The organism is Acetobacter tropicalis, assembly GCF_030644465.1.
Taxonomy (GTDB): Bacteria; Pseudomonadota; Alphaproteobacteria; order Acetobacterales; family Acetobacteraceae; genus Acetobacter; species Acetobacter tropicalis.
Genome location: NZ_JAUYUW010000001.1, coordinates 1,218,977 through 1,238,878, shown reverse-complemented (window position 1 = coordinate 1,238,878; position 19,902 = coordinate 1,218,977). Strand labels below are relative to the sequence as shown.

Sequence of the window (19,902 nt, the reverse complement as noted above, 5' to 3'; positions counted from 1 at the left end):
TTTATGGAACGCGTTCTGCACGCTGCCCGCGCAGAGACTGTGTGTTTCAGGAACACGATAAAACAGGAAGGATGAAACGCCCGTTATGCGTTTACGTCAGATCGAAGTTTTCTATGCGATCATGTCCACAGGCTCCCTGCGTCGTGCTGCTGAAGTGTTGCATGTCTCTCAGCCTGCGGCCAGCAAGGTTCTGCGCTATGCGGAGCAGTCTTTGGGGTTCGCACTGTTCGAGCGTACGGGCGGCAGGCTTGTGCCCACGCGTGAGGCCCTGATCATGCTGCCGCATGTGAACACCATTTTTGAGAAAGTGTCCGATCTCAAAAGATTGACCGAAAACCTCCGTTACGCGCGGGATGGTCACGCCATCAGCATCGGCTGCGTGCCAAGCCTGGGGTTGAGCGTGGTGCCACGGGTGATTCAGCGCTATCACGCCACCCATCCGGGTAACGAACTCACAATTGATACGCTTCATGGGCCGGAGATTGTCTCGCGCATTCTCAACCATGATCTTGATCTGGGCATTGTGTTCGGCACGTATGAAAAACAGGGCCTGACCGCCAGCCATATTGCCGAAGTACCGCTGGTGCTGATTGACCAGAACTGCACTAAAGGCCCCGTTGCGTTGGAGGACATTGATCCCGCCCGCTATATCGGCCTGAGCGAGAATGACCCTACAGCCCGCCTGCTGGATATGGCGTGGGAGGAAGCAGGTCTGTCTGCCGTGCCTGTTGTGCGGGTGCGAACCCATTACATGGCGGCTGAACTGGTGCGGCTTGGCGGTGGGTGCGCCATTGTGGATGGGCTGACAGCCCTGCATCATCCGGGCCTGCCACCGCCGCTTCCGCTCAAGCCACCGCTGGGTATGGCCTGCACGGTTCTCTTCCGGGCGGATTACGCACTTTCCCATATCTCGCAAGATATTCTCGCACTTCTCAAGGAAGAGATAAAACGCGACCTTGCGGCGCTGCCCACGGTTTAGCAGCGCAAAACCAACGCCTTTACCCTCTCCCTTCGCCACTCTTAACCAATGGCTAATAGGGACAGATGTTTTTGACATGGACAAATATCCATTTTCTCCCGACCATTGCGATATCGTATTTACATGGCGGTCGGCCGGGAAGGAAACGGGGTATGCGAGGTTTAGGGTCCTGTAGGAAGCGTATTCTTCTTTTAGGAATTTCAGCCTTCTGTTACGGATGGGCGACCGAGGCGCAAGCCCAGATCATTTCCCTGCCAGGCACCACAACCGGCAAGGCCATTACCAACAAAACGTCCAGAAGCTCCAAGGTTTCTTCAAAAACCACGGGTAAGGATGAGGCCATTACGGTGGTCGGGACACATCTTGGTGCGAAAGAAACGGCTGAAATTCAGCCTGTTACCGTCATCACCAGTGATCAGATCCAGCGATCATCCTCCATGACAACGGGTGATATTTTCGCGCGTATTCCCTCAATGGGTTTTTCTGGCAATACCTATAGTAACTCCGGCGGGTCCTGCCTGAATATCCGAAGCCTCGGTACTGCCCGCACGTTGGTGCTGGTTGACGGCCACCGCATGGTCAACGGAAATGGCGCGGTTGATTGCCCTGACGTGAACAGCATTGTTCCGGCCATGATCGACCGTATTGAAATCCTGAAAGATGGGTCATCCACCACTTATGGGTCTGACGCCATTGCAGGTGTGGTCAACATTATTCTCAAGAAAAACTTCACGGGCACAACATTTACCGCCAACGGCGGCATCAGCGAATATGGAGATGACCAGACCACTGCGTTAACCGCAGCGCATGGGTTCAACTTCATGCATGACCGTGGCAATTTTACCATTGCGGGATCTTACAACTATCAGGCCCCCATGGCGGCTGACCAACGCAAATGGGCCATGAAAGAAGCAAAGGTCAACAACCCGCCGGGTCAAGAGCAATATTACGGCTCCCAATACGGGGCGCAACCTGTCTTTGCTTCTGTGAACGGTGGCGCACCGCTGACCGCTGCCAGCGATGGTGTGGCAAACTCCGTTATTTCTGACGGAAACGGGGGCTACAGACCGTATAAATGGAGCGATAACTACGATTACTCCAAAGATAACCAGATCATATCCAAGCAGGAAGTAGGATCACTGGCATCAACAGGGCACTTTGATGTCAATGATAACCTTCAGCTTTATATGACGGCAAATTATAGCCATACGCACACGCAAAGCGTGGGCACACCCATGTATGTGGCCACACCGGCCACAACCTTGACAGGAAATTCGGGTGCCATGGTTGTCCCAGCGGGCATGCCGGGAAATCCGTTTGGTCAGGATGTGGCGTTGTATCAACGAATGTTTGGTATTGGCCGCGAATATGGTTATGAAACCATTGACTATTATCAGTTGACGGGTGGTGCACGCGGCACATTGCCCCATACCGGCGGCTGGACGTATGATTTCTTCTTCTCTTACGGAAAAACCACAACAGAAGATAAAGGTACGGGAAGAGTAAACTGGCGCAACATGGAAAATGCGCTTGGTTTTCACCAGACCGGCGGCGCGGGCTCAACGACTGGTTATTATGACCCCAATCTGTGCGCAAGTATTTCCGGCTGCGCGCCTTATAATCCATTTTCTGGCAGCATGACGCGGGAAGCCGCGAATTATATCGGCTTCACAGATGTCTATCCGTCAGCGCAGGAAATGCGGGATGTTCAGTTCACAGTTGCCAACAAACATCTTGCCAAGCTCCCGTATGGCCCGCTGGGGATAGCATTGGGTGTCGAACATCGTGGTCTGGATGGTTATTGGCATTCTTCCTGGCAGGATCAGGCTGGTTTGAACTCTAACCAGGTCCGTGGGGATACCGGTGGCGGCTATAATGTCACGGAAGTGTTTGGGGAATTAAGTATTCCGCTGTTGCGCAATCTCCCGGCTGTCAAGGCGCTGAATGCTGAAGTATCCGGGCGTTTTTCAAACTATAACACCTTCGGGCAGGCGTATAACTGGCATGCTGGCCTCATTTACGCCCCAACGGATGATATCAAATTTCGCGTTAATATTGCCACCGGCTTTCGCGCCCCCACCATTCAGGATCTCTACAGAGCAAAAGTTATTAGCTTGACCGGTACGCGTGATCCTTGTGCCTATATTTCTACCTATCCCTCGTCCGTGCAGGGCGTTATAGCCAACAACTGCCGTTCTCAAGGGATTAATCCTGATACATTCAAGCAAACAAACGGTTCTTTGAAATATGAAACGGGTGGAAATATTCATCTCAAACCCGAAATTTCACGAACCTACACAATAGGCTCCATCTTCACGCCCCGGTTTATTCCGGGCCTGACGGCAACGGTGGATTATTTTCACACGCACATTACGGAAACCATTGGCTATCCGTCTCTGCCAACCGAGCTGAACGGCTGTTATGAAAGCCCAAATCTCTCCAGCAGCTATTGTTCCATTCTGAATGGGCGTGATGTGAACGGACAATTGTATCCTGTGGCCCGCCTGCATGAAAACACGGGGGCGTTTATTGAAGACGGTCTGGATATCAACGCGTCCTATCAGGTTCCGATTGACTACAACAATGGATTGTCATTCGGCGCTGATATTCAGGACATCATGTCCTACAAAATGCAGAGTCAGGATGGGCAGCCTCTCATCTCTTATCTGGGCACAGATGCGGGCGTTCCAAAATGGGTGGCAAATGGGTCAGCAACCTTTACCCATGGCCGCTGGAGCCTGACCTACATGATCCGGTTTATTGACGGGTTCACGTATTATCCCAACACCTCCTATGGGCCTACCGTATCGGAATGGTGGAAAACCAATCAGGCCTGGTATCATGATCTGATGCTGACCTATCGTGGAGACATGTATAACATTACAGCAGGTGTGAAAAACCTTGGTGGCCGTGATCCAAACTTCTACGCCAACGGAGACTATAACACCTCACCGGGTATGTATGATTACGCTGGGCGCTATGTTTATCTGAAAGCTCAGGTCCATTTCTAGGGGGCAGACACGGGCGGAGGCAGTACGGTCTTCGTCCCCAAAACGCATTGTCTCCATTGACATCCTGCGTGGCGTAACTGTTGCGTTCATGATCATTGTCAATAATCCGGGGGATTGGAACAAGGTCTGGCCTCCTCTGGAGCATGCAGCATGGAATGGTTGCACGCCTGCAGATCTTGTTTTTCCGTTCTTTCTGTTTCTAATGGGATGCGTCATTCCCTTTTCGTTTGACAGACGGTTAAAGGAAGGGGCGCAGCGCCGCCAGTTAATGGTTCACATTGTCTGGCGAGGGGTGGCTCTTGTGGGGCTAAAGCTTCTGCTTAGTCTGTATCCTTTTTTTCATTTTGGTCATCTACGGTTTTTTGGTGTCCTGACGCGCATTGCCCTGTGCTATGTGGCCGCCGCCAGCCTTTATCTCTGGTCACGCAACGCCGGTTTTCTTCTAGCTGTTATTGGTTTTATTCTGCTTGCTTACTGGGGCATTCTGTATGCGCTTCCAGTGCCTGGTCTTGGGTGGCCGGGGCAGGATTTCCCATTCCTTGACCCTGCCAGTAACATGGCCGCCTGGCTGGACCGCCAGGTTTCTGCGTGGTGCAAGACATGGCTGCACACCGGCGTTCTGTATGAACAAACATGGGACCCGGAAGGACTGTTAAGCACATTTCCGGCTATTGCCAGCACTTTGTCCGGGGTTCTGGCGGGGCAGATTTTTAGAAGGAAGGATATACCCGCCGCGCGCCGGCCCATGCTTTTTGTGGTGGCTGGCGTGGCGAGTATTTTGCTGGGGCTGTTGTGGGGAGCGTTTTTTCCGCTCAACAAATCCTTATGGACCAGTTCTTTCATGCTTGTGTCTTCCGGCGCGGCATTGTGCTGCCTGGCTGTGTGTGACGCTATTTTTGATATCTTCATGTTACAGGAGAGAAGCGCAGCTATACGCTCGGTGGGCACATTTTTTCAGATATTCGGCATGAATGCTGTGTTCGCCTTCCTGTTTTCCGGGTTCGTGGCAAAAACGCTTCCTTTGCTGCCATCGCCTCTGGCGGGGGCTCCCTCTCTACAGGGAGCGCTGTATCACGCTCTTCTGGCGGGGCATCTGTCTTCGCCGCTCACGTCCTTTCTGTTCTCATGCTTTTTCCTGATTATTGTTTTTATACCGCTTTATGCGTTCTACCGTAGGCGCATCTTCATCAAGCTGTAGCCGTTTTGCGGGGTAGAGGCACACTTTATCTCGCCGGAGATAAATCATAAAAAACCGTAATGGTCAGCGTTACGGTTTTTTCATACATCACAGAATAATCAGACTCTTCTCAAGAGAGAGGCAAAATAGGGCCGGGCGGTCCGGCCCGGGAGCCAGCAAAAACGGCAGAGTAAGGCGGAATGAGGAACGCGCAGTGTAAGTGGGTGTGTTACATTGTGACCAATATTTAATACGTTAGGTTTCGAGTATTCTGATATTTTTACAACAAAAATACAAATAAAATATTCTATTTATATTCATAAATATTATGATTTATTAAAATAAAATAGAGTAAAAAAGACGGATAACTGTCTGGGGGTTATGATCGAAAAACAGAAGATACTCTAGTGATAACCTAAGGTTAATGGGTAAAAATAGTTTTAAAATCGACACAAAAAATTAAATAAGACATATTGATGCAATACCGAAACAGAAAACGCCCCCAGGCCAGACCGTAGGAAGAAAAATCATGACGGCTTATGCAAGAAAGCGAAGTTTTTTATTCTTCTTCGTGGCGCTTTCATCGGGAACGGTGGTGCCCTTTACGGATACAGCCTATGCTGAGTCCGCGGCAGATTTGCAGGCTACGAAGTCAAAAAACAAGCATGCCTCGCATGTAGCTGCAAAAACAAAACCATCTTCTGCTAAAAAAAGCACCAATGATGAGGTCCTTACGGTTACCGGGAGCCGCATTGCCAACCCGCACGCAAAGTCACCCACACCTGTCAGCACATTGACGCAGAGTGATATTGCCAATCAGTCTCCCACCAACAATCTGGCGGATCTGGTCAATCAGCTTCCACAGTTTGCCGGTAGCCAGACGCCCCAAAACTCACGTTTGGCCCTTAGCGGCGGAACGGCGGGTATCAATGCGCTTAACCTGAGAAACCTGGGGGCTGTGCGGTCTCTGGTTCTGCTGGATGGGCGGCGTACCGCGCCTTCCACAATTACGGGCCTTGTTGATATCAATACCCTTCCGCAGCAGCTTGTAAAACGGGTGGATGTTGTCACAGGTGGGGCCTCTGCCCAGTATGGGTCTGATGCGGTCGCAGGCGTGACCAACTTTGTGCTCGACAAGACCTACACCGGCCTGAAAATTAATGCTGATTCCGGTATTTCCACCTATGGGGATGGGGTCAACTATTCTACCTCCATTGCAGGCGGCTTTGGCTTTGCTCATGATAAAGGCCACGTTCTGCTGAGCGGTGATTACGCGCATGAAGATGGCATTTACAGCGTAACGCGCAAGTGGAACGAAAACGGCAACCGAATTCTGCGAAATCCTGACTACGCCGCAGGAAATGGACAGCCCTATTATATGGTGCGTGGACCGGGTGGCACCAATAACGCGCTTCCCGGTGGCATTATCAACTCCTCAACCGGCGCCGTAGCAAATTCTCTGAAGGGAATTTATTTTGGACAGGGCGGGAGTGTTAATCACTACAATTATGGGTCTCTCAGCACCTCGACAACATCCATCGGGGGCGATTATGCCCTGGCCGATAACGGGCGGAATATTGGCCTCCAGCCAGGCAGTGACCGGAAAAACCTTTTTGGCCGCCTGAGCTATGATGTCGCGCCTTGGATGACCCTCTACGCTGAAGGCGCGTATAACGAGAGCGAGTACATCTACAACGCTGGCCCCCAATATATGACATCCGTCAACCTGACGGGCGACAATGCTTATCTGGTGGATGCATTGGGCGCTGATGCACTGAAAAATGTTTCATCCGCAACTCTGGGCACCACCGCTCATGACATGCCTTACCGAAAGACGGATAACAGGCGCAACGTGCAGCGTTATACGTTTGGCGGGGAAGGCAATTTTGAAATGTTCGGCAAACGGGCTTCGTGGAGTGCCTATGCGCAATACAGCGCAACACGCACGCATGAGCAGATCTATAACGTGATGAACAACGCCAAGATCAAAAAAGCGACTGATGCCGTACGCTCACCCTCAGGGAATGTTGTCTGCCGCTCAACGCTGACTGACCCCGGTAATGGGTGCTCACCAATTGATTGGTTGGGAACAGGCGTTATCTCGTCCGACGCCATTGATTATGCATTGGGCGATCCGTACCGTGACGAAAAGTTTCGGGAAATTGTTTCAGGCGTCAACCTGTCCATGACTCCGTTTGCAACCTGGGCCGGGGATGTCAACGTTGCCGTCGGCGGAGAATACCGAGACGAAAGAGCGTCCGGCTATGTGCCTTCGGAGTATCGCTCTGGCTGGTCTGTCGGCAATTTCCTGCCAACAAATGGCGGCTACAACGTCAAAGAAGCTTACCTTGAAACGGAAGTGCCGCTGGCAAAAGGGCTCGCCTTCAATGGTGCCGTACGCGGGACCGATTATTCCACATCCGGCTATGTGACAACTTGGAAAATAGGGGGAACATGGCAGCCAGTTCAGGATGTTCTGTTCCGTGCCACCCAGTCGCGTGACGTGAGAGCGCCGAACATAAACGAACTGTACCAAGGCGGCACATCCCGCACCACATCTGTTCTGGACCCATGGACGGGTGGGACGGATACCGTGCTGGAAATGACAACCGGCAATAGCAAACTGAAACCTGAAAAAGCAAACTCCACCGTTGTAGGGTCAGTTATCACGCCGCGTTTCGCGCCCGGCCTGTCCATCTCGGTTGACTGGTTTCATATCAAGCTGAAAGATGCCATCCAGCAGTTCTACTCGCAGGATATTCTCGATCAGTGTTACCAGGGTGATCAGAGTTTCTGCTCTGCCGTCAGCCCAGATTCTTCCGGCAACCGTGATCTCTATGTTCAGGCAAGTCCGTTCAATTTCAGCAAGATCACCACAAGCGGCATTGATATTGATGCAAGCTACAGGCTGCCGGTACGCCGTATTTTCGCTAAAGTGCCGGGCGTTCTGACAGTCCACGGTCAGGCCAGCAACTATCTTAAGTATGTAGCAGATTCAGGCTTGAGCCCGGCTATTAATACTGCGGGTGATATCACGTCTGGCCCGCCTAAGTGGATCTACCGTTTTTCCGCTACCTATAGCCTGCCCAGCTTCAGTGTTACGGCCATTGCACGCGGTATCAGTGCAGGGAACTATTCCAACAGCTATGTGCAGTGCGCAACAGGATGCCCGGCCTATAATGCCTATTTCCCGACCATAGACAGAAACAGTGTTAAAGGGACGTTCTATTTCGATATGAACTTCACGTATAAACTGAAGTATCAGAACTTTGGAAATATGCAGGTTTTCCTGAACGTAACAAACTTGGCCAACTCCAAGCCTGTTCTTGTGCCAGAAAGCGGTTTGGCTGCTGATAGCACGTATAGCAGTCTGCTCGGACGCACGTTCCGGGGTGGTATCCGGTTTGAACTTCAGTAAGAACCCGGAGACACCCTTCTATCGCGCATGAGCCCTGTTACGGTCTGATATGCTCCTCTATCCGCAGCATTTCTTGCAGACTGGCTCATGCGCCCGTTTCTCAAGAAACCTTTTTGAGAACACATTTTTCTCATTCCTTTCCAATAGCTATTGATATCAGGAGCTGTTTCTGGCTCTTGGTATTTTTATACGTTCTTTGTTTCTCATGAGTCATAAGCAGGCATTCATCACAATGGCGCGCACACGAAACAGAATAAAACACCATGCTGGCACGGCCCTGTGGCACGGTACCCTGGCTGTCGTGCTCCTGGCGTTATGCGGCGCGGTTGGCCATGCCGCTACCCTGCCAGATGGTCTGACAGAACAGCAGATTGATGATGTTGTCAGCCGGACCCAGCAGGCGTTTCAGGTGCCCGGTGTTGCGGTCGGCGTGATCCATGATGGAAAAATTGTTTTTGCAAAAGGCTATGGCCGCAAGGCTGAGGACGAAAAAAGCGGAAAGGTGGATGCCACCACCCTGTTTGCCATCGGCTCCAACAGCAAGGAATTTACCGCAACCGCCCTTGCCACCCTTGTGGATGAAGGCAAACTGAAATGGACCGACCGCGTCAGTGATGTGATGCCGGAGTTTCGCGTGGCTGATCCGTGGATCACGCGGGAATTTCGGGTGAGTGATCTGTTAACCCACCACAGCGGCATGGGGTTGGGTGCCGGAGATCTGATGCTATTCTCTCACAGCACCTTCACGCGCAAGGATGTTCTGGCGGCTCTTCCCTACATGCCGTTTACGGGCCGCTTTCGTGCGGATTATGCCTATAACAACCTGCTGTATGTGGTGGCCGGTGCGCTGGTGGAAAAAATCTCCGGCCAGACGTGGGAGCAGTATGTGCAAACCCACCTGATTGATGCCGCTGCTCTTCCTGCATGCCAGAGCACGTTTCCGGTTAAAGGCCAGACAGATGTTGCGGCAGGGCAGGGGAGCGATGGCGTGCTGCCTGATCGCTCAGCCCGCAAATCGGTCGCCATGGCCCCTGCGGGCGGCGTGTGGTGCAGCGTGAACGGCATGAACCGCTGGGTGCAAACCCTGATGAATGGTGGTCAGACAGTGGATGGCCGGAAAATCATCAGTCTTGCTCAGCGGGATGCGCTATGGGCTCCTCATGCGCTGCTGCCTCTTCCTGATAGTGCGACCAAAACACAAAGCCACTTCCGTGCTTATGGATATGGCTGGTTCATGGAGGACTTTTTTGGTCTGAAGCGTGTCTGGCATACTGGTACTGTTAGTGGCATGGTCAGTTATGTTTCCATGTTGCCGGAAAAGAATACGGGCCTGGTCGTGCTCACCAATCATGATGATCACCACGCAACCTATTCCATCGCCCTGACCATGAGCTCCCTTATTGCCACCGGCAAAACTGAGGATTGGGTTTCCTACTGGCAGGATGACGTCAAAAAGGCGGAGGAGAAAGCCGCGAAAGAGGCATCCACAACCGGACCGGGCTCCCCCGCGCGGCCCTTCATTTCCCTGCCGGTGTCAGACCTGAAAGACTATGTCGGCCTTTATCATGATGCCTGGCGGGGGGATATCCGTCTTTCTCTGAAAGACAACGCCCTTGTGATGAGTTTTAGTAAGGCCAATGGCCTGTCCGGCACATTGTCCGCCCTGCCTCATGATCTGTTCGTGGCCAAGTGGCAGGACCGCGCGAATGACGCGAGTGATGACAGCTACGTGCAGTTTGAGCGCGATACCTCTGGCAAGGTCACAGGGTTCCACATGCAGGTGGTTGGGTCTGACTTCAGTTTTGATGCGCAGGACATGCATCCCCTCAAGGTTTCCGATCAATGAAGGTTCATTTGCCCGCTCTCTCCCGCCGCAGGCTGCTGCAAGGCTCTGCGCTTCTGCTTGCGCAAGGGGGGCTTGCTGCCTGCCAGACACCGCAAGAGGCTGACCGCTTTGCAAAGGCAGATGCGCTGATACAGCAGGCCATCACCAACGGGGAATGTCCCGGTGCAGTCTGGGGTGTTGGGCAGCACGGACACCTCATTCATCGCGGTGTCTTCGGCGCGCGCAGTCTTGAGCCACAGCGCGAGGCCATGACGTGGGACACCGTGTTTGACATGGCCTCCCTCACCAAACCCATGATCACTGCGCTGGCCGTGATGCAGCTTGTGGAAAAAGGGCTGGTGGATGTGGATGCCCCCGTCGCCCGTTATCTTCCGCAGTTTGCTGCGGGCGGTAAGGAGCAGATTACGGTGCGTTTGCTGCTCACGCATTTTTCCGGCCTGCAACCGGATCTACCGCGTAATCCGGATTGGTGGGGCAAGGCCGCCGCCACGGATCGCATCATGCAGGCAGTGCCCAAACAGCCGCCAGGCAGCGGTTTTATTTACAGTGACCTCAATTTTATTGCTCTTGGCCTTCTGGTTGAGAAAATAACCCTGCAAACGCTTAACGTTTACGCACAGAAGAATATTCTGGCTCCCTTGGATATGGTGCAGTCGGGCTTTTTGCCTCCAGCATCCCTACAGGCGCGTATTGCCCCCACCCAATATGATGAACATGGCCACATGCTGCGTGGCGTTGTGCATGACCCCACTGCCCGGCGTATGGATGGCGTGGCAGGGAATGCCGGCCTGTTTTCCACGGCGGATGATGTGACGCGTTATGCGCAGGCCCTGCTGGACAAGCGCGCTGGCCGACCCAGCCCCTTTCCGCTTACGCGCGCAACGCTGCTGTGCATGACAACCCCGCAGCAGCCTGCAGGCCAGAAAAGCCTGCGCGGTTTTGGGTGGGATATTGCTTCCCCTTATGCCACACCACGGGGAGACCGACTTTCCCGCACGTCCTTCGGGCATACCGGGTTTACGGGAACATCCCTATGGATAGACCCTGATAATGACTGTTATGTTTTTATTCTAACCAACCGCGTTCATCCCAATGGTGGGCACAGTGTGGTGCATTTGCGGCATGATGTTGCAACAGCCGTAGGAGACGCGTTGGGGCTGCCACTTTCTGGGCCGTAGAGGCAGGAATGCCGCCAGGGTTAACCTCAAGTTATGGAGGGGCGGCATTTTTTAAATGGTGTGAAGAGGTGTCTCTTTTTAGATTTTTCCTAAGGAACACTTCGGAGCATGTTGTTTGCGCATGCCTCTCCCGTGCTCACCATTAGAAAGGGGTTGGCGGTTTTTATGCCTGCAAAGCGGACAATCACGGTTGTAGGGGGCGGTGTTATTGGCCTCACAACCGCTTACGCCCTCATTCAGGCGGGCCATGGCGTAACGCTGGTGGAGCGCGAGGACCATGTTGGCGAACAGGCCAGTTTTGGCAATGGTGGTCAACTCAGCTATCGTTATGTGCGCCCTCTGGCGGATGCCGGGGTGCCGCAGGAGGCGCTTTCATGGATGTTCCGTGCCGAATCCCCCATTTCACTGAAACTGCGGCTTGACTGGCACCAGTGGCGGTGGCTGGCAGATTTTCTGCTAGCCTGTAATGCACGAACAAACCGGAACAATACCGCCAGACTTCTGAAACTTGCCTTGCGTGGCCAGCAGGCCCTGAACCAGTGGCGCCAGGAAGGGCTGGATGATTTTCTGTGGCGGCAGCCCGGAAAACTGGTTGTGTATCGGAACGCACACAAATTTTCCAAAGCGGCCAAAGCGGTCAGTAACCCGCAGCAGGAGCAGGTGTTGAGCCCGGCAGAATGCGCGCGGGTGGAGCCAGCATTTGCGGGCCTTGCCCCTGTGCTGGCAGGGGGCATTTTTTCTCCTGATGATGAAGTGGCTGATTGCTATCTGTTCTGTCAGTCCCTTCTTAAAGGCTTGCAGAAAAGCAAGGATTTTCATCATGTAAAAGGTAATGCCACACTGGAGGAAAATGGCGCGGACCGTTGCCGCGTTCTTCTGGATGGCATCCCCCAGCAGACAGATGTGGTTGTGTTGGCCGCAGGGCTTTCTTCTCGTGCCATGGCGTACCCTCTGGGTATCAACCTGCCGCTCTACGGTTTGAAAGGATACAGCCTGACCGTGGGGGCTGATCCGGCGGTTTTGCCTGATGTAAGCGTGACAGATTATGATAACCGTGTGGTGTACGCGCGGCTGGGGCAGCGGCTGCGCATTGCCGCCATGGTGGATATTGGCGCACTGGATGCCACGCTTGATCCGCGCCGTATTGCCTCCCTGAAACGTCTGGCACAGGAAACACTTCCGGCAGCCGGGCCGTATAGTTCCGCCGCGACATGGGCAGGTATGCGGCCAGCCACGCCAACGGGTGTTCCCCTTGTGGGGCAGACACAATGGCGTAATCTGCTTCTCAATGTTGGGCATGGTGCTTTGGGGTTTACGCTTTCCGGCGGCTCCGCGCTGACAATCCGGGATCTTGTTGAAGGGATGCAACCGTAACATGACACATCACCCCACCGCTCTTTCCCGCCGCCATCTTCTACTGGGGGGTGTTGCTGCCAGTTTGGTAGGGGGTGCCGCCCGAGCTCTGGCCCGCACAGAAACGCCTTCCCGTAGGGTTGGGCTGGCGGGGCTGGATGCACCGGTGGAGGTGTTTGAAGATCAATGGGGTGTGCCACATGTGCGCGCCGCGTCCGTGTCGGATGCATTTTTTGCCAACGGCTATCTGATCGCGCGGGACAGGCTGTGGCAGCTTGATTTTGATTATCGGCGGTCTACTGGCAGGCTGGCGGAAGTGTTCGGGCCTGATTTTGTGCCGTCTGATACCGCAAACAGGCTTTTCCTGTTCAGGGGGGATGCGCAGGCGGAATTTGCAGCACTTCCGCCCACGGTGCAGGCGTGTGCCCGCGCCTATGTGGCGGGTATCAACGCCTATCTTGAACAGGCCCGTGCCACTGGCGAGAAACTGCCCCCGGAATTCACCATTTTTTCCTACCAGCCGTTGCAGTGGGATGTGCTTGATCTGGTGCGGATACGGGCGGAGGCCACCGGCAACACCAAGGCTGAAATCCGCCGCGCCCGTCTGGCGGCGCAGGGTGCGCTGGATTACGATGCATTGATCATGCCACTGCGCCCGGCCCATACGCTCCGGGTACCAGACGGGTTGGATGTCCATGCCGTAACAGAACAGGACCTTGGCCTGTTTGGCGTTTTGCAGGCCAGCCTGCCGCTTTCGGGCCTGCATGCGCCCCCGTCTGCCAGTGAGGACGATCACCGGCGCGCTAACGAGGGCAGCAATGCATGGGTGATTGCCCCCACCCGCACGGCAACAGGCCGCCCTATTCTGGCAAATGATCCGCATCTCAGTTTCGGTTCACCGGGGCCCAGACACGTTATTCACCTCACGGCACCGGGGCTGGATGTTATTGGGGGTGGGTCTGCGGGTATGCCGGGTGTCATGCAGGGGCATACGGCACATTTCGCCTTTGGGCGAACCAACTTTCATATTGATCAGGAAGATCTGTTCATTCTGCGCACGCATCCTGCTCACCCTGAGCGCTATTTCCATAATGGGCGCTGGGTGGAGATGGAACGGATGGAAACAACCATTGCCGTGCGCGGTGAAGCCGCACGCACGGTCACACTTCGTTACGCGGCGCAGGGGCCGGTTGTTTCAGAAGATGCGGCACGGAACAGAGCCGTGGCAGTCTCCGCCACATGGCTGTATCCGGAGGCCAATGGCATGCTGGCCAATATCGGCATCAATCTGGCGCAGGACTGGACCAGTTTCCGCGAAGCTTTGAAACTCCATACCAGCCCGACCAATTTCACCTATGCCGATACCGCGGGCAACATTGGCTGGCAGGCCGCCGGTGGCCTGCCAGAGCGCTCAGGCGGTTATGATGGGCTGATGCCCGCCCCGGGTGATGGGCGGTATGACTGGAAAGGCCTTCAGCCGCTGGATGCGCTGCCGAACAGCTTCAACCCGGCACGTGGCTGGTTTGGAACATCCAATGAACTTAACCTGCCAGCGGATTATCCGTACGAGCAGCGCTGCGTCAGTTATGAATGGAAAGATCCTTACCGGTACAACCGCGTTGCAGAGGTTCTGGCAGCGTCACCCCATGCCACGCTGGCGCAGAGTGTGGCTTTGCAACATGACACGCTTTCCCACCTTGCGCTTTCCGTTGTGAAGCTGCTGCCGGACGTGCCTGCTGATATCCGTGCAGAAGCGGACCTGCTGCGGCGGTGGGATGGCCGCGTAGAGGCCACGAGTGCCGCAGCAGCTTTGTATGAAGTGTGGTGGACACGGCTGAACACCCTGTTCTATCAGGCGCTGGTACCGGAAAATCTGCGCGCGCTTCTGCCACAACCGCTCAATGCGTCCGTGCTTCTGGCCTTCCTTCAGAAACCAGACGGCAGAGTTGGGGATAAACCGGAAGCAGCAAGGGATGCCCTGCTGGTCAAGGCTTTTCAACAGGCTGTGGCAGAAGCGCGTGACCGTATGGGGCCAGTCGCCGCCGCATGGCAATGGGGAACGTTGCATACGCTGCAACTGCGGCACCCGCTTCATGCTGTGGAGGCTGTGGCAAAGGCGTTTCTGCCCATAGGCGGCGAAATAACCCATAGTGGGGGCGACCCCTACACCGTTATGGCCCGCTGGTATAATCCTGATCTTTCACAAAAAGCGCTGGCGCATGGGCAGAATCCGTATGCCGTAACAGGCGGGGCCAGTTATCTGATGGTGTGTGATGTTGGGGCATGGGACCATTCCCTGTTCCTCAATTTTCCGGGCCAGTCTGCCTTGCCAGATAGCGGACATTATGAGGATTTCCTGCAACCATGGCTGAAGGGGGCCATGCAGCCTCTGGTGTTTTCTGCAAGTGCCGTGCAGGCAGCAGCCAGACACCATGCCGTGTTGTATCCAAAAGGAAAAACACCATGAAATACGCTGTCTGTTCCGCTCTGGTGCTCGCGCTGTCCACAACAGCAGCACTGGCGGAAAGCCCGACAGACAAAGCCATGGATGCCGTGCTGACACAGGCCGAAGCGCGGCCTCTGGCGGGGCTGGCGGCGGTCAGATTGCACAATGGTCAGCCTGTTTATCAGTATTATGGCGGGTTTGCGCGACGTGATGGTGAACAGACTGTTCCGGTTGGGCAAGAAACTCTGTTCCGTATCGCGTCCATCTCCAAGGTGGTGACCACCATCGGGCTTATGGAACTGGTGGAGCAGGGCAAGATCAATCTGGATCATGATGCATCGGAGTATCTTGGTTTTCCGCTACGTAATCCGGATTTTCCCAATACGCCCATTACCGTGCGGATGCTGCTGAACCATACATCATCCATTCGGGATGCAGATGTCTATGTTCTGCTGCCCGATAAACCGGCAAGCAGTTTTTTTGATAAAACACACAAACCGGGCAGTCAGGACTATCATTTTTCCTATCATGACGGGCATGCGCCCGGCACGTATTTTACCTATTGCAACCTCTGCTACGGGCTTGTGGGCACCATTATGGAGCGGGTCAGCGGAGAACGGTTTGACCAGTATCAGAAACACCATGTGCTGGAACCGCTGAAAATTGATGGCGGCTACAACGTGGCGGAACTGGAACACCCGGAGCGTCTGGCCACAATTTATCAGCATTTGCCAACAGGCTATAAGGCCAAAGTGGACAGCCAGCCGCTCAAGGGATGGAATGCAGACTCCCTGCAGGCTTACAAAATTGGAAGAAACGGTAGCATATTTTCTCCGCAGGGCGGCTTACGCATTTCCGTGCAGGGTTTGACCCGTCTGGCGCAGTTCATGATCCAGCGGGGCACGTTGGATGGTGTCAGGCTGCTTGCCCCGCAGAACATTGAGGCCATGGAAACACCCACATGGCAGTTTGACGGCAAAAATGGCGAGTGCCCATATCCGTTAAGTGCCTACGGTTTGAGCCTGTTTGTGCTTACAGGCGCAAAAGACACCAATGGAAAGCCTGATAGCCCATATCCCGGTTATAAGGGCGGATTACGTGGGCATCTGGGGGATGCTTACGGACTGCATTCTGGTTTCTGGTATAACCCGCAAAATGGTGATGCCTATCTGTTCGCGGCTGATGGCTTTCCGGATTATGATCAGGTGCGCCCCGGCCAGTATTCGTCTTTTTCCAGAGTGGAAGAGAAAATTTTCACAGCATTGGCAGGAGTGCAGCCATGATGCGTCGTTTCCCTCTGGCTGTTGCCCTGCTTGCAGGCGCGCTTTGCAGCACCCACCCGGCGCAGGCACGCCCTTTTGATGAAGCCGGAGCCCGCCAGCAGATCAAGGCACTTCTGGCGCTACCGTTTGCAACGGATCTGGTGGGGGCCAGCAAGGCTGATCGGTTTGCATGGGTCGAAAAACGCAACGGTGTGCGCAACATTCTGGCCGCAGATGCCACTGGCGCACCCAAGGCGCTGACCCATTTTACGCAGGATGATGGAACAGATTTATGGGGCCTGGCTCTTTCTCCTAACGGGAAAACCTTGGCCTATGTGGAGGGCGGAGACCCGGAATATCCAGATGATCCCTCTCCCAACCCCAATCTTTCCGCTTTTGGTACCCATCAAACCGTGCATCTGGTGTTGGACGGCGGCAACGAAATACAGATGGGCGAGGGCTGGAACCCCACCTTCTCGCCAGATGGACAGATGCTGGCCTTCACGCAGAAAGGGTCCCTATTTTTAGCGCCTGTTGGTGGTGCGGCAAAGGAAGTCATGACTGTGCGCGGCAGTCTGACCTCTTTGCAATGGGCACCGGATGGTACGGCGCTGGCGTTCACACTTGACCGTGGCACACATGCGCTGGTGGGCGTGTGGCGTCTTAAACCCGCGACCATGGCGTTCCTTGCTCCGGCACTGGCGCAGGATAGCCTGCCAACGTTCTCTCCAGATGGTCGGTTTGTAGCGTTTGTGCGCGAGCACACGCCGCTTACATACCAGAGCCTGCCAAAAGCAGCCTTCTGGAACCTGCATGTTTATGATCTGACCACCAATACAGATCATGTGGTGTGGACACCGCCTGCAGGGCATGGCGGACGGTTTTTTGCACCAGAAGGCAGTGGCCTGCTGTGGTCTGATAACACGCATCTGCTCTTCCCGTGGGAAGGGAGCGGATGGATGCGTGTTTGTCGTGTGGAAACAGCCACGGCGGCCTCACCACAGTGTCTGACGCCAGACAAAGCTGAAGTCTCATCCTATCGTTTGTCTTCTGATGGAAAAACGCTTTTCTATACCAGTAATGCGGGCAATGTTGATGCCTGGCATGCATGGCGGCAAACGCTGGATGGCGCCGCACCCCAGCGCCTGACGCAGGGTGAGGCGATGGAGACAGACCTCGCCCTTGCAGGCGGCAGTGTGGGCGTGATGGCAGCCAGCGCCACGCAAACAGCGCACCCGGTTCTGTTGGCGCAGGGGCATACGGAGCATACGCCCGTTGTGCCAGAACTGCCTGCAAATACGCATTTTGTGACACCCCGCACCGTTATTTTCCGGAGCACGGATGGCCGAGAGGTGCATGGGCAGTTGTTTGTGCCAGAGGGTGATGCCAAAACGCCCCGTGCAGCGCTGGTATTTGTGCATGGTGGCCCGCACCGGCAGATGCTGCCTGCGTTCAACAGCATGGGCTATTATTCCAATGCCTATGCCATGAACCAGACATTGGCCGCGCAGGGCTATGTGGTGCTTTCCGTCAATTATCGCAGTGGCACCGGGTATGGAGAGGCATTTCGCACTGCACCGGACATTGGCCGGCAGGGAGCCAGTGAATACAGGGATGTGCTTGCCGCTGCCACCTATCTCAAAACCCGGCCAGATGTTGATCCTGCCCGTATTGGCATATGGGGTGGAAGCTGGGGCGGTTATCTGACTGCGCTGGCGCTTGCCCGTAATAGTGATGTCTTTGCGGCCGGGGCGGATTTTCATGGCGTACATGACATGACACGCCCCGATAAGTTCGGTCTTTCTCCCGCCCAGAACAAGGCGGCGCATGATCTTGAATGGCAGTCCTCCCCCGTGGCGGATATCGCCCATTGGCATGCGCCTGTTCTGCTGGTGCATGGGGATGATGATTACAACGTGGATTTTAAGGAATCCACCATGCTGGCAAACTTGTTGTCCGAACAGGGAGTTCCCTATGAGGAACATTCCTTCCCCAATGAACGCCATGCTTTTCTTCGCATGCAGGACTGGCTTGCGGCCTATGTGTGGATGGATACGTTCTTTGCGCGCACGCTCGGTCCGCACACGCATTGAGAGCGCCCGGCGTGTTGAGAGTGAAGACGGAATAGAATGCACCACTAAGCCATAAGGCGCACGGGGTGGGTGCATAACGGAGAAAGGCGGACCTATGTTTATGAAGAACCTGAAAACATATGCGGTTCTGGCTGGCACTTTTCTTGTGGGGTCGTTTTTCCCGTTTGTATCCGCCCATGCCGCGTCTGCTCCGGCTGAGGGGCCATTGGCGCAGAGCATCTCCAAAACCGTGAAGGCGCAACCGGGGCATTTTGCTGTTTATGCAGCCCTGAGTGGTTACTCTCCGGCAGTGTGCCTGAACTGTGATGATCTGATCAACGCGGCCAGCACCATCAAATTGTTTGTGCTGGATGCAGCGTATGATGCCTTTACAAAGGGTACCCTGCACCCGCAGGATACTGTTACGGTCCATAACCGCTTTCATTCTCTGGTGGGTACAGGAACCTTTGCATTAGATCAGAAGGAGGATTCCTATGATCCTCTTTACGCGCAGGCAGGCAAGCCCGTGCCGGTTTCAGAACTGTTGCGGGTCATGATCCAATACAGCAGCAATCTGGCCACTAATCTGATGGTAGAAAAACTGGGTGTAATGCCTATCCGTTCGGTTGTGAAAGCCCAAGGGCTGGACGGTATTGTTTTCGGCCGCATGATTGAAGATTTTGACGCGAACGATAAAGGCATCCGCAATCAGGTATCGGCACGAGGCTTGGGCGCGTTTTTGCAGAAGCTGGATAACGGGCAGATTGTGGGGAAAGCGCAAAGCCAGAGCATGGTGCAGATCATGCTGGGCCAGAAGTTCAATGATATCATCCCCCCCGGTTTACCCGCAGGAACACCTGTGGCCCACAAAACGGGGTGGGTTCATGGCGTGCGGAATGATGCCGCCATTGTCACGCTTCCCAACGGCAGACACTATATTCTGGTTGTGCTGACATCCGGCCTGCCCGATGAACAGGCCGGAATCAAGGTTCTGAATACTCTGTCCAGCCAGACCTACGCGTATTTTCTGAAGCAGACAGCCTCCGCCCCCTGAAGTGCCCTCTCTCACCTGCGTTTCAGAAACAGCGCGAGAGAGGCAGCAGAAATTGTCTGTAGCGATAGCAGGGTAGGCGGCGAAGACTTCAAACTGCTGATAGCAC

At 54.5% G+C, this 19,902-nt stretch carries 11 protein-coding genes; all 11 read left to right on the top strand.

Going from position 1 to position 19,902, the window contains the following annotated elements; all coding sequences use genetic code 11:
- The first annotated feature begins 85 nt into the window (after positions 1–85).
- The 11 genes from QWU00_RS05520 to QWU00_RS05470 all read left to right on the top strand — a co-directional run bounded on the left by QWU00_RS05520 (position 86) and on the right by QWU00_RS05470 (position 19,796).
- Positions 86–979 (top strand): LysR family transcriptional regulator, encoded by an 894-nt coding sequence (locus QWU00_RS05520; protein WP_035381285.1) that lies wholly within the window; start codon positions 86–88, stop codon positions 977–979.
- A 152-nt stretch (positions 980–1,131) separates the two neighbouring features.
- Positions 1,132–3,990, top strand: coding sequence for a TonB-dependent receptor domain-containing protein (locus tag QWU00_RS05515; RefSeq protein WP_035381283.1), 2,859 nt, complete (start codon positions 1,132–1,134; stop codon positions 3,988–3,990).
- A complete protein-coding gene (locus QWU00_RS05510; protein WP_316248917.1) occupies positions 3,983–5,188 on the top strand; it encodes an acyltransferase family protein in 1,206 nt (401 codons plus the stop codon). The genes QWU00_RS05515 and QWU00_RS05510 overlap by 8 nt, the downstream gene beginning before the upstream one ends.
- 508 nt (positions 5,189–5,696) lie before the next feature.
- Positions 5,697–8,585, top strand: coding sequence for a TonB-dependent receptor plug domain-containing protein (locus QWU00_RS05505; protein ID WP_035381278.1), 2,889 nt, complete (start codon positions 5,697–5,699; stop codon positions 8,583–8,585).
- Between the two features lie 232 nt (positions 8,586–8,817).
- Complete coding sequence (locus tag QWU00_RS05500; RefSeq protein WP_231551816.1) at positions 8,818–10,431, top strand: serine hydrolase; 1,614 nt, start codon at positions 8,818–8,820, stop codon at positions 10,429–10,431.
- Positions 10,428–11,609 carry a serine hydrolase domain-containing protein gene (locus QWU00_RS05495; RefSeq protein ID WP_035381276.1) on the top strand — a complete coding sequence of 394 codons (1,182 nt, stop codon included), beginning with the start codon at positions 10,428–10,430 and terminating at the stop codon, positions 11,607–11,609. The genes QWU00_RS05500 and QWU00_RS05495 overlap by 4 nt, the downstream gene beginning before the upstream one ends.
- A gap of 108 nt (positions 11,610–11,717) precedes the next feature.
- Positions 11,718–12,983, top strand: a complete 1,266-nt coding sequence (locus QWU00_RS05490) for an FAD-dependent oxidoreductase (RefSeq protein WP_231551815.1) — start codon at positions 11,718–11,720, stop codon at positions 12,981–12,983.
- A gap of 1 nt (position 12,984) precedes the next feature.
- Positions 12,985–15,429: a penicillin acylase family protein gene (locus QWU00_RS05485; RefSeq protein WP_052051439.1), complete on the top strand. Its 2,445-nt coding sequence runs from the start codon at positions 12,985–12,987 to the stop codon at positions 15,427–15,429.
- Positions 15,426–16,691 (top strand): serine hydrolase domain-containing protein, encoded by a 1,266-nt coding sequence (locus QWU00_RS05480; RefSeq protein WP_035381274.1) that lies wholly within the window; start codon positions 15,426–15,428, stop codon positions 16,689–16,691. Before QWU00_RS05485 ends, QWU00_RS05480 begins: the two co-directional genes overlap by 4 nt.
- Positions 16,688–18,763 carry a S9 family peptidase gene (locus QWU00_RS05475; RefSeq protein ID WP_035381272.1) on the top strand — a complete coding sequence of 692 codons (2,076 nt, stop codon included), beginning with the start codon at positions 16,688–16,690 and terminating at the stop codon, positions 18,761–18,763. The genes QWU00_RS05480 and QWU00_RS05475 overlap by 4 nt, the downstream gene beginning before the upstream one ends.
- 100 nt (positions 18,764–18,863) lie before the next feature.
- Complete coding sequence (locus QWU00_RS05470; RefSeq protein ID WP_231551814.1) at positions 18,864–19,796, top strand: serine hydrolase; 933 nt, start codon at positions 18,864–18,866, stop codon at positions 19,794–19,796.
- The last annotated feature ends 106 nt before the right edge of the window (positions 19,797–19,902 follow it).

What these genes read in the sequence shown, in the direction of transcription:
- QWU00_RS05520 (WP_035381285.1), top strand. Translation starts at nt 86, where the DNA reads ATGCGTTTACGTCAGATCGAAGTTTTCTATGCGATCATGTCCACAGGC.
- QWU00_RS05515 (WP_035381283.1), top strand. Translation starts at nt 1,132, where the DNA reads ATGCGAGGTTTAGGGTCCTGTAGGAAGCGTATTCTTCTTTTAGGAATT.
- QWU00_RS05505 (WP_035381278.1), top strand. Translation starts at nt 5,697, where the DNA reads ATGACGGCTTATGCAAGAAAGCGAAGTTTTTTATTCTTCTTCGTGGCG.
- QWU00_RS05500 (WP_231551816.1), top strand. Translation starts at nt 8,818, where the DNA reads ATGGCGCGCACACGAAACAGAATAAAACACCATGCTGGCACGGCCCTG.
- QWU00_RS05495 (WP_035381276.1), top strand. Translation starts at nt 10,428, where the DNA reads ATGAAGGTTCATTTGCCCGCTCTCTCCCGCCGCAGGCTGCTGCAAGGC.
- QWU00_RS05490 (WP_231551815.1), top strand. Translation starts at nt 11,718, where the DNA reads ATGTTGTTTGCGCATGCCTCTCCCGTGCTCACCATTAGAAAGGGGTTG.
- QWU00_RS05485 (WP_052051439.1), top strand. Translation starts at nt 12,985, where the DNA reads ATGACACATCACCCCACCGCTCTTTCCCGCCGCCATCTTCTACTGGGG.
- QWU00_RS05480 (WP_035381274.1), top strand. Translation starts at nt 15,426, where the DNA reads ATGAAATACGCTGTCTGTTCCGCTCTGGTGCTCGCGCTGTCCACAACA.
- QWU00_RS05475 (WP_035381272.1), top strand. Translation starts at nt 16,688, where the DNA reads ATGATGCGTCGTTTCCCTCTGGCTGTTGCCCTGCTTGCAGGCGCGCTT.
- QWU00_RS05470 (WP_231551814.1), top strand. Translation starts at nt 18,864, where the DNA reads ATGAAGAACCTGAAAACATATGCGGTTCTGGCTGGCACTTTTCTTGTG.